Genomic DNA, 10,501 nt, shown 5'->3' on the forward strand with positions numbered 1-10,501 from the left:
TTTGAGACGGATGGCTAAACAAGCAGGATCGATGGCCGGGGCGCTCGGCGGGATGGGGCAGTTGACCGAATTGCGTCGGCGACTGCTGTTCCTGTTAGGAGCCTTGCTCGTTTACCGGATCGGCACCTTCATTCCGGTTCCCGGGGTGAATCCGGAGGCGTTAGCCATCCTCTTCGACCAAAATCAGGGTTCCATCCTCGACATGTTTAACATGTTCTCCGGTGGTGCTCTGGAGCGTGCGAGTCTGTTCGCGCTCGGCGTCATGCCCTATATTTCGGCGTCCATCATCGTGCAGTTGATGACCTCGGTGGTGCCGCAACTGGAACAGTTGAAAAAAGAGGGCGAAGCCGGGCGGCGCAAGATCACCCAATATACCCGCTATGGCACGGTGTTCTTGGCGACCTTTCAAGCTATCGGCATCTCGATGGCGCTGCAAGGCCAGACCGCAGGCGGCTCGGCGCTGGTGGTGCATTCGGGCTTAGGTTTTGTGTTCACGGCGACTGTATCGCTAGTAACCGGTACCATGTTTCTGATGTGGCTCGGCGAGCAGATCACCGAGCGCGGCATCGGCAACGGTATCTCGATGATTATCTTTGCCGGTATTGTCGCCGGTCTACCCGCTGCACTCGGCGGCACGCTGGAACTGGCCCGCACCGGTGAGATGAATGCCCTAGCCGTGCTGGCGCTGTTTGCGATGGCACTGGCGGTGACCGCCTTTGTGGTCTTCGTCGAACGCGGTCAGCGGCGGATCACGGTGAACTATGCACGCCGTCAGCAGGGGCGCAAGATGATGCAGGCGCAAAGCACGCATCTGCCGCTGAAGCTGAATATGGCGGGTGTCATTCCGCCGATTTTTGCTTCCAGCATCATCCTGTTTCCGGGTACGCTCGGGCAGTGGTTTGGCAGTAGCGAAGAGTGGCGCTGGATCGCGGATATCACCTCTAAGCTCGCGCCTGGTGAGCCGGTTTATGTGCTGCTGTATACGGCTGCGATTGTTTTCTTTTGTTTCTTCTATACTGCGTTGGTCTTCAACGCGAAAGAAACGGCGGATAATCTCAAGCGGTCGGGAGCCTTTATTCCGGGCATCCGTCCGGGCGAGCAGACGGCTAAGTATATTGATGGCGTGATGACACGTCTGACTGCTGCCGGTGCCATTTACATTACCGCCGTTTGTCTGCTGCCGGAGTTCCTGATCGTCGGCTATAACGTGCCCTTCTATTTTGGCGGCACCTCGCTGCTGATTGTGGTTGTGGTGGTCATGGACTTCATGGCCCAGGTGCAAGCACATCTGATGTCGCACCAGTATGAAGGGCTGATGAAAAAAGCCAATCTGAAGGCTCCGGGCGGCGGACTGCTGCGCTGAGGCCGTCAACACATATCTTAAGTAGACCGCGTTCAGCGCGGCGACCGTCCGGAGTCGCTCTCGGACGGTCGGTTCATTACACACACCGCCTATCATACGTGGACGCGGTTTGGGAGAGAAAAACATGAAAGTGCGTGCATCCGTCAAAAAGCTGTGCAGAAACTGCCGAATTATTCGGCGCAATGGTTCGGTACGTGTGATCTGTACGGATCCACGTCACAAACAGCGCCAAGGTTGATTGAGACTTGGTTGACCTGAACAAACTGTTTGATATACTGCGCGGTTTACCCGCTGAGCATTTAGGACTAAGGGGTTCGTAAACATGGCCCGTATCGCCGGCGTCAATATCCCAGATAAAAAACACGCTGTGATCGCGCTCACCGCGATCTATGGCATCGGTCGCACCCGCGCGGGCCTGATTTGCGATGCAGCGGGAATTGCGCGTACCACGAAGGTGCAGAGCCTCACGGAAGAAGAAGTCGACAAGCTGCGTAATGAGGTCGCAAAGTTCACGGTCGAGGGCGATCTGCGGCGCGAGGTGTCGATGAACATCAAGCGGCTGATGGATCTCGGCTGCTACCGGGGCATCCGTCACCGTCGCGGGCTGCCGCTGCGTGGTCAGCGCACCCGTACCAACGCTCGGACCCGTAAGGGCCCGCGTCGCCCGATCAAACGCTAAGCGCCTCGCGCTCGCCCAGATGAGCTGGATTACGTCGAATGGCTAAACCGATTCGCAACACAAAGAAAAAGATCAAAAAGCAGGTGGCGGATGGGATCGCCCACGTCCACGCCTCTTTTAATAACACCATCATTACCATCACTGACCGACAGGGCAATGCGTTAGCTTGGGCCACCTCCGGCGGTTCGGGTTTTCGTGGCTCGCGCAAGAGCACACCGTTCGCCGCGCAGGTCGCCGCCGACAAGGCTGGCCAAGCCGCGAAAGAATACGGTTTGCGTAACTTGGATGTCAACGTCAAGGGGCCGGGGCCGGGCCGTGAGTCTGCCGTGCGTGCGCTCAATAATGCCGGGTTCAAGATCACCAGCATCACTGACGTGACGCCCATCCCGCACAACGGCTGCCGCCCGCCCAAGAAGCGGCGCGTCTAACGGCCCGACAGTTCAACAGGAAGACACATGGCACGTTACATAGGCCCGACCTGCAAGCTGGCGCGGCGCGAAGGGGTAGACCTTTCGCTCAAAAGCCGCGTGCGTTCGCTCGATACCAAATGCAAGCTCGACAAGCAGCCCGGCCAAATGGCCGAACGCCGCCGTCGCCTTTCCGATTACGGCGTGCAGTTGCGCGAAAAGCAGAAAGTGCGCCGGATTTACGGAGTGCTAGAGCGCCAGTTCCGCAACTATTACAAAAAAGCCGCGCAGTCGAAGGGCGCAACGGGTGAGAACCTGTTGCAGCTTCTGGAGCGGCGGCTTGATAACGTCGTGTACCGGATGGGCTTTGGGGCGACCCGCGCTGAAGCGCGTCAGCTCGTCAGTCACAAGAGCATTCTGGTCAACGGCCGTATTGTCAACATTCCGTCCTATCAGGTCGGTGCTGACGATCATGTTGAAGTACGTGAGCCAGCCAAGAAGCAGTTGCGCGTGCAAAATGCGATGGCATTAGCCGAGCAGTATGGCTTTCCGGATTGGGTCGAGGTCGATAGCAAGGGTCTAAAAGGCGTATTTAAGCGCATTCCAGACCGTTCGGATCTGCCAGCCGACATCAATGAATCGCTGATCGTCGAGCTGTACTCCAAGTAAGGAGCATCCTGAGAGGCACTGAATGACTGACGCTATTGGCGAATTTCTCAAACCGCGCATCGTCAGGGTCGAATCGGTTGACGGTAACCTGCGTCATGCGCGGATTTCGCTTGAACCACTCGAACGCGGTTTCGGCCACACGCTCGGCAACGCGCTGCGGCGGATCTTGCTGTCGTCGATGGACGGGTACGCCGTAACGGAAGTCGAGATCCAGGGCGTGCTGCATGAGTACACCACGCTGGAGGGGGTGCAGGAAGATGTGCTCGAAATCCTGCTCAACCTCAAGCAACTGGCGATCACGCTCAATGGCAAAGATGAGGCGATCTTTGCTCTGAGCAAGCGCGGCCCGGGGCCAGTGAAAGCCAGCGATATTGCGATTGACCATTCGGCTGAGATCGCAAATCCGGAGCTGGTGATTGCCAATCTGACGGCAGCCACCGAGTTGAGCATGACGTTGACCGTGCGGCGCGGACGTGGCTATGAGCCAGCCAGTCAGCGCGAACTCGATGGTACGGAAGATCGGCCTATCGGCAAGCTACCAATCGACGCTTCGTTTAGTCCAGTGCGGCGCGTGGCCATCGAGGTACAGTCGGCGCGGGTTGAGCAGCGCACCGATCTCGACCGGTTGGTGATCGATCTGGAAACCAGCGGCACCATTGATCCGAAGGAAAGTATCCAGCGGGCCGCGACCATTCTGCGCGATCAGTTATCGAGCTTCGTCGCCCTAGAAGGGACGGCACCGGCTGAAACCCTGCTGCCCGAGACCCGCGACGAGTCGCCGTATGATCCGATTCTGTTGCGGCCAGTCGATGATTTGGAGCTGACGGTGCGTTCGGCGAATTGTCTCAAGGCCGAAAACATCTATTTGATTGGCGATCTGATTCAGCGCACCGAGGTCGAGTTGCTCAAAACGCCTAATTTGGGCAAAAAGTCGCTCACTGAGATTAAGGACGTGCTGGCCACTCGCGGGTTGTCACTCGGGATGCGGCTGGAAAATTGGCCGCCCGACAACATCGCCGAACTCAGTATTCGCTAAGGCTGATGCGTGGATCCTGTGTCGATCCGCGCCAGCCGACCCCTGTCATCTAACGCTTTAACGATTATTTTAGGATCAGGATCATGCGTCACCGCAAAGCCGGAAGGCAACTGAATCGCACCAGCTCGCACCGCGAAGCCATGTTCCGCAACATGGCCGCTTCGCTGTTTCGTCATGAGCTGATTAAGACCACACTGCCGAAGGCGAAAGAACTGCGTCGTGTTGCTGAGCCTTTGATCACCCTAGCGAAGACGGACTCAGTTCACAAGCGCCGTTTGGCGTTTGCTCGTCTGCGCGACAAAGAGGTTGTCGGCAAGTTGTTTGTTGAACTTGGGCCACGTTATCAGAGCCGCCCAGGTGGGTATCTGCGTATCCTGAAGTGCGGCTATCGTCACAGTGACGCAGCACCGATGGCGTATGTCGAGCTGGTTGATCGCCCAGAACAGGCAACGGCATTCGAGGACGACGCGGATTGATGGCGTTGTTTTAAGCCGTGCCTGAGTGCGACGAAAGCCGAGCAAATGCTCGGCTTTTTTGTGTCTGCTTGATTGGGTTGGATTGCAAAGAACGGTGAACCGCAATTGCCACGATGAATATCAAACGCATCTTGCTTGCGACCGATTTTGGCGCAGATTTGTATGTCGGGCAGATACAGGCGCGTTTACATGCGCACCTGCCCAATTTGCCCTGTATTGGTTTGATGCAGGATTTACCACCGTTTCGGCCAGATGTGGCCGCTTATCTGCTGCCGGCGCTGTTGCGTGATCTACCGCGTGATTCGCTGGTGCTCGGTATTGTTGATCCCGGGGTCGGCGGTGCGCGAGCGGGGCTGCTGATGCGGGCAGATGGTCAGTGGTTGATTGGGCCAGATAATGGGGTGTTGGCGCTGGTGGCGCGACGTGCTGACGATGCCGCTGTATGGCGGATCGGTTGGCAGCCGGAGCAGATGTCAGCGAGTTTTCACGGACGCGATTGGTTTGCACCAGCGGCAGTGCGCTTGGTTGTGGGTGAAGATTTGGCGTTAGCGCCGTTGGCACGCGCTGATCTGATCGGCGCAGACTGGCCGGATGAGCGGGCGGTGATTGTCTATGTCGATCATTTCGGCAATTTGATGACGGGGATACGTGCGGCGAGCGTAGCGGCTGAGACAGAATTGCGGGTTCGCGGTCAATTGCTGCCCAGTGCGCGGACGTTTTGCGCGGTCGCGCCGGGGCAGGCGTTTTGGTATGAAAATGCGCTGGGGTTAATTGAGATTGCGGTTAATCAAGGATCGGCAACCCGACAGCTTGCGTTAGGGGTGGGCGATGGGGTTGAGATTGGCTGAAGTTGCTGTTTAAAAGCCACCTAACAACTTGAAAATAGCATGACGGAATTTCGTGATATGTCCTCGATTGATACCACTGACACCACCGCTCCCGAAGCCGTTGATGCCTTCATCGCCCGTTGGGGAGCGGTGCAGAGCAAAGGCGGCAACGAAACCGCGAATCTGCAACCGTTCATCATTGAGTTGTGTGAACTGCTCGATCTGCCGCGCCCCGATGTGGCGGGTTCGCAGCACACTGACAATGCGTATGTATTCGAGCGCAAGCTAACCGAATATTTTGCCGATGGCGGTCAGACACCGCGCAAGGTGGACTGTTATCGGCGGGCGTGTTTTGTGCTCGAAGGTAAGGACACTGGCAAAACGGTCGGCAGCGGCGGTTGGGATACGGCGATTCTCAAGGCGCGTCAGCAGGCCGAGAACTATGTGCGCTGTTTGCCGCCGGAGGAGGGGCGACCGCCGTTTATCATCATCGCTGATGTCGGGCGGGCGTTGACGCTCTATGCCGAGTTCAGTTGTACCGGCGGGAATTATGTCGCCTTTCCCGATCCGCGCAGTCATACGATCACGTTGGAGCAGTTGCGCGATCCGCTGATGCGTGAGCGATTGCGGTTAGTGTGGCTGGATCCGTTGCGACTTGATCCGACGCGCTATGCTGGTCAGGTGACTCGCGGAATCGCCGATCAGTTAGCGCGGTTGGCGAAATCGCTGGAAGAGGAGAGCGGGCAGGAGCCGGAAGCGGTGGCCAGCTTTTTGATGCGCTGTTTGTTTACGATGTTTGCGCAGAATGTCGGGCTGTTGCCGGAGCGCAGTTTTACGGCGTTATTGGAGCGGTTGCAGGTCAAGCCGGAGTCATTCGCACCGCAGTTACGCAGTCTGTGGCTGACCATGAATACGGGTGGATTTGCTCCGGCGTTGGATGTCGAGGTGTTGCAATTTAATGGCGGGTTATTTGCCGATCCGCAGGTGATCGCGCTGAATGCCGCACAGATTGGGCAGTTGTTAGAGGCGGCGCGGGCCGATTGGCGGCATGTGGAACCGGCGATTTTCGGCACGCTGTTAGAACGGGCGCTCAATCCGCGTGAGCGGCATAAGCTGGGAGCGCATTATACGCCGCGTGCCTATGTCGAGCGATTGGTGTGGCCGACGGTGATTGAGCCGTTGCGGGCCGAGTGGATGGAGACACAGAGCGCGGTGCTGGCGTGTGAACGCGAAGGCAAGCGCAAAGACGCGATTGCCGAGCTACGGGCGTTTCATCAACAGTTGTGTACAACACGCATTCTCGATCCGGCCTGTGGCAGTGGCAATTTTCTCTATGTCGCTTTTGAACACATGAAGCGGCTGGAAAGCGAGGTGCTGGAAACTTTGAGCGGTTTGCTTAAAGCGCGGGCGTTTGATTTAAAAGGCTTGACCGTCGATCCGCGTCAATTTCTCGGCTTGGAAATCAATCCGCGTGCGGCGCGAATTGCTGAAATGGTGTTATGGATCGGCTATTTACAATGGCATTTCCGCACCTATGGCGCGGTGAATCCGCCAACGCCGGTATTACGCGATGCGCACAATATTCAGCATCAAGATGCGCTGATTGAATATGACGCGGTGGAGCCGCTCCGTGATGCGCACGGTCAGCCAGTGACGCGCTGGGATGGGATGACGAAAAAAATCAGCGCGACCACCGGCGAGCTGATTCCCGATGACGCAGCGCAGGTGGCGCAGGTGCGCTATGTCCAGCCGCGTCGGGCGGCGTGGCCGGAAGCGGATTACATCGTCGGCAATCCGCCGTTTATTGGCGCGGCGACGATGCGCGGGACATTGGGTGATGGGTATGTCGAGGCGGTGCGCGGAACTTGGCCGGAGGTGCCCGAATCGGCGGATTTCGTGATGTATTGGTGGCATCTCGCGGCAGAAGCGGTACGTGCAGGACGGGCAAAACGCTTTGGGTTTATCACCACCAATTCGATTCGGCAGACGTTTAATCGGCGCGTGATTCAGGCGCAGTTAGCCGCACAACCGCCGCTGGCGCTGACCTTTGCGATTCCCGATCATCCCTGGGTCGATGCGGCAGATGGGGCGGCGGTGCGGATTGCGATGACGGCGGGAATCGCGGGCGAATGTGAGGGGCGATTGCTTCAGGTGCGCTCAGAACACGCGAGCGATGCCGATGCCGTCCAGATCGCGCTACAGGAGCGGTCGGGGCGGATTTTTGCCGATTTGACGATTGGGGCGAATGTGGCGGGCGCACAGCCGTTGCGGGCTAATCAGAACGTCAGTCAACGCGGATTCGAGCTTGGCAATGCTGGTTTTATCGTGACGGCTGAAGAAGCTGCTGCGCTGGGACTAGGGCGCATGGTTGAACTCGAACGCTTTATTCGCAGTTATCGCAATGGCCGCGATCTGACCGATAAACCGCGTGGTGTCATGGCTATCGATCTGTTCGGATTAACAGTTGAGATCGTGCGCGAGCGTTTTCCTGAAGTCTATCAATGGCTATTAGAGCGAGTTAAACCTGAACGCGAGCAAAACCGCGATCCTCGATTACAGCGTCAATGGTGGCTACATCGGCGATCCCGCGAAGATTTGCGTAATATGCTTGCTGGACTACCGCGCTATATCGCTACAGTTGAAACAACAAAGCATCGAATTTTTCAATTTCTCGATGCCGCGATTTTGCCGGATAACATGCTGGTTAATATCGCCAGCGATGAGGCGTTTATTCTTGGGATATTATCAAGCCGCGTGCATGTTATCTGGGCGCTTGCGACAGGTGGCACACTTGAGAATCGTCCGCGCTATAACAAAACGCTTTGCTTTGAAACCTTCCCTTTCCCCGACGCGACTGTTGAGCAAATCGCCACCATCCGCGATCTAGCCGAACAACTCGACGCCCACCGCAAGCGCCAGCAAGCCGCGCATCCGGATCTGACCCTAACCGCGATGTACAACGTCCTCGAAAAACTCCGCGCTGGCGAGGAACTCAACGCCAAAGACAAGATCATCCACGCTCACGGCCTGACCTCGGTGCTCGCCGAACTGCATGACCAACTAGATCGCGCCGTCTTTGCCGCCTACGGTTGGGACGATCTGGCCGAACGGCTGGTCGGCCAACCCGAAGCTACCACCCCGCGCCCCGACAAATCCGCCGCTCAAACCGACGCCGAAGACCTATTGCTGCAACGTCTCGTCGCCCTCAACGCCAGCCGCATCGCTGAAGAAACCAGCGGCCAGATTCGCTGGCTACGCCCCGCCTATCAACACCCCAGCGCCACCGCCGCACCCGAACAAACTCAAGCCGACCTCAACGCCTCGAACCTCGACGCCGCGCCATCGGTGACTGCTGCCACAAAACGCACCTGGCCCAAAAATCTTCGCGAACAGATCGCCGCCGTGCGCGACAGCCTCGGCGATCAAGCCCTGACGCTCGACGCCATCGTCGCTCAGTTCCGCAGCCCCAAAACCACCGCGCCCAAAATCGCCAATGTCCTCGCTGCACTCGAAGACCTCGGGCGCATCAGCCGCGATGGAGAGCGGTATCGGGTGGTAGGGTGAGGCGTGGGTGTGGGTGTGGGTGTAGTGTAGATGTTGGGTACGCAATGCGTACCCGACTACTCAGACGGATCGTTCAGACACGCAGGATTCAGCGCACCAACGCCCCCGCCTGCTGTTCAGCATGATAAGACGAACGCACCAGTGCGCCACTGGCGACCGTTGCAAATCCCATCATTTCACCAGCGCGGCGCAGCGCGTTGAATTCATCCGGCGTCCAATAACGGCGCACCGGCAAATGATTGCGTGAAGGCTGAAGATATTGCCCAATGGTGAGCATCTCGCAATCATGTGCGCGTAAATCACGCATCACCGCTAATATTTCATCCTCAGTTTCACCCAGTCCAAGCATCAATCCTGATTTCGTCGGCACGGCTGGATAACGCGCTTTAAATGCTTGCAACAGTCGTAATGAACCGGCGTAATCCGCTCCCGGCCGTGCCTCAGCATATAAACGCGGCACAGTTTCCAAATTGTGATTAAAAATATCGGGTACTGCTGCATCAATAAAATAATCCAGCGCCACCGCTTCACGGCCGCGAAAATCCGGCACTAAACATTCAATCCGAATCGCCGGACAGCGCCCGCGAATTGCACGCAAACAGGCCGCAAAATGCCCCGCGCCACCATCGCGTAAATCATCACGATCTACAGATGTCATCACGACATAATGCAAACCTAATTGCGCAATCGATTCGGCTAACTGCTCGGGTTCAAGCGGATCGGGTGGCTGTGGACGACCGTGCGCCACATCGCAGAATGGACAGCGGCGCGTGCAAACATCGCCCAAAATCATAAAAGTCGCGGTGCCATGCGCGAAACATTCGCCCAAATTCGGGCACTGTGCTTCTTCACAGACCGTTTTAAGCTGACGATCACGCAGCAGCCGTTTGAGGCGCACCACATCCGGCCCAACCGGAGCGCGAGCGCGAATCCAACTCGGCTTGCGCAAGATCGGCGCGTCAGTTGCAACCTGAATGGGAATCCGTGCGAGCTTATCGTGACCGCGTTGATGGGTATCGGGCGTGGTACGTGAGGGGGCGTTGAGCGGGTCGGACGATGACATGGGATAGTCTGATATTCTCAGCAAGCGACCTAAAAAACGGCTCCGATTTGTTTCGGACAATCTCGCCTATCTATTCTTTTCTGTGGTGCCATAGTCGTAGCCATCATTCCGGTGCAGGGGTTGAAAGGTTCGCATCGGACGGCTGAACGGTTTCCCACCATCGAATGGCCGCATCTCGAAACTGCCTTTGACACGCGGCGAAATACGCCCCGTCTTGCCTTCGCAGCGTGCGATGTCGCCAGACCGCCAGCCGTGAAGCGGTTTTAGGCTGCGGTGCTGTTTTGGGTAGCCGAATTGATCGAGCACGGCTTTCTGCCGCCCACCCTGCCCTTTGGCGACTATGTGCAATGGTCGGTCTGTGGCAAGCACCAGAGAGCCGATCGCCCCAACCGCCGCAGCGTCCAACCAGTGGGCCTT

At 57.5% G+C, this 10,501-nt stretch carries 10 protein-coding genes and 1 pseudogene; 9 read left to right on the forward strand and 2 right to left on the reverse strand.

Features of this window, described 5'->3' with window-relative positions; all coding sequences use genetic code 11:
* The first annotated feature begins 10 nt into the window (after positions 1–10).
* The 9 genes from secY to BLW10_RS02795 all read left to right on the forward strand — a co-directional run bounded on the left by secY (position 11) and on the right by BLW10_RS02795 (position 9,021).
* Positions 11–1,363 carry a preprotein translocase subunit SecY gene (gene secY / locus BLW10_RS02755; protein ID WP_091332201.1) on the forward strand — a complete coding sequence of 451 codons (1,353 nt, stop codon included), beginning with the start codon at positions 11–13 and terminating at the stop codon, positions 1,361–1,363.
* 124 nt (positions 1,364–1,487) lie between these two features.
* Positions 1,488–1,601, forward strand: coding sequence for a 50S ribosomal protein L36 (gene rpmJ / locus BLW10_RS02760; RefSeq protein WP_091332231.1), 114 nt, complete (start codon positions 1,488–1,490; stop codon positions 1,599–1,601).
* 84 nt (positions 1,602–1,685) lie between these two features.
* Positions 1,686–2,042: a 30S ribosomal protein S13 gene (rpsM, locus tag BLW10_RS02765; protein WP_091332204.1), complete on the forward strand. Its 357-nt coding sequence runs from the start codon at positions 1,686–1,688 to the stop codon at positions 2,040–2,042.
* 38 nt (positions 2,043–2,080) lie between these two features.
* Positions 2,081–2,470: a 30S ribosomal protein S11 gene (gene rpsK / locus BLW10_RS02770; RefSeq protein ID WP_091332206.1), complete on the forward strand. Its 390-nt coding sequence runs from the start codon at positions 2,081–2,083 to the stop codon at positions 2,468–2,470.
* Positions 2,471–2,497: 27 nt separating this feature from the next.
* Complete coding sequence (gene rpsD / locus BLW10_RS02775) at positions 2,498–3,118, forward strand: 30S ribosomal protein S4 (RefSeq protein ID WP_091332208.1); 621 nt, start codon at positions 2,498–2,500, stop codon at positions 3,116–3,118.
* 22 nt (positions 3,119–3,140) lie between these two features.
* Positions 3,141–4,154: a DNA-directed RNA polymerase subunit alpha gene (locus tag BLW10_RS02780; RefSeq protein WP_091332210.1), complete on the forward strand. Its 1,014-nt coding sequence runs from the start codon at positions 3,141–3,143 to the stop codon at positions 4,152–4,154.
* Between the two features lie 83 nt (positions 4,155–4,237).
* Positions 4,238–4,630, forward strand: a complete 393-nt coding sequence (gene rplQ / locus BLW10_RS02785; RefSeq protein WP_091332212.1) for a 50S ribosomal protein L17 — start codon at positions 4,238–4,240, stop codon at positions 4,628–4,630.
* Positions 4,631–4,743: 113 nt separating this feature from the next.
* Positions 4,744–5,478, forward strand: a complete 735-nt coding sequence (locus tag BLW10_RS02790; protein WP_091332214.1) for an SAM hydrolase/SAM-dependent halogenase family protein — start codon at positions 4,744–4,746, stop codon at positions 5,476–5,478.
* Positions 5,479–5,517: 39 nt separating this feature from the next.
* The gene (locus BLW10_RS02795) at positions 5,518–9,021 is read left to right on the forward strand and encodes a class I SAM-dependent DNA methyltransferase (RefSeq protein ID WP_091332215.1); all 3,504 of its coding nucleotides are present in this window, start codon (positions 5,518–5,520) and stop codon (positions 9,019–9,021) included.
* An 88-nt stretch (positions 9,022–9,109) separates the two neighbouring features.
* Here BLW10_RS02795 and lipA read toward each other — a convergent pair whose 3' ends face one another.
* Both lipA and BLW10_RS02805 read right to left on the reverse strand, forming a co-directional pair.
* Positions 9,110–10,084 (reverse strand): lipoyl synthase, encoded by a 975-nt coding sequence (gene lipA / locus BLW10_RS02800; RefSeq protein ID WP_091332217.1) that lies wholly within the window; start codon positions 10,082–10,084, stop codon positions 9,110–9,112.
* A 66-nt stretch (positions 10,085–10,150) separates the two neighbouring features.
* Positions 10,151–10,501: pseudogene (locus BLW10_RS02805) on the reverse strand (hypothetical protein); the annotation flags it as partial.

This window comes from Allochromatium warmingii (assembly GCF_900107145.1).
GTDB lineage: Bacteria > Pseudomonadota > Gammaproteobacteria > Chromatiales > Chromatiaceae > Thermochromatium > Thermochromatium warmingii.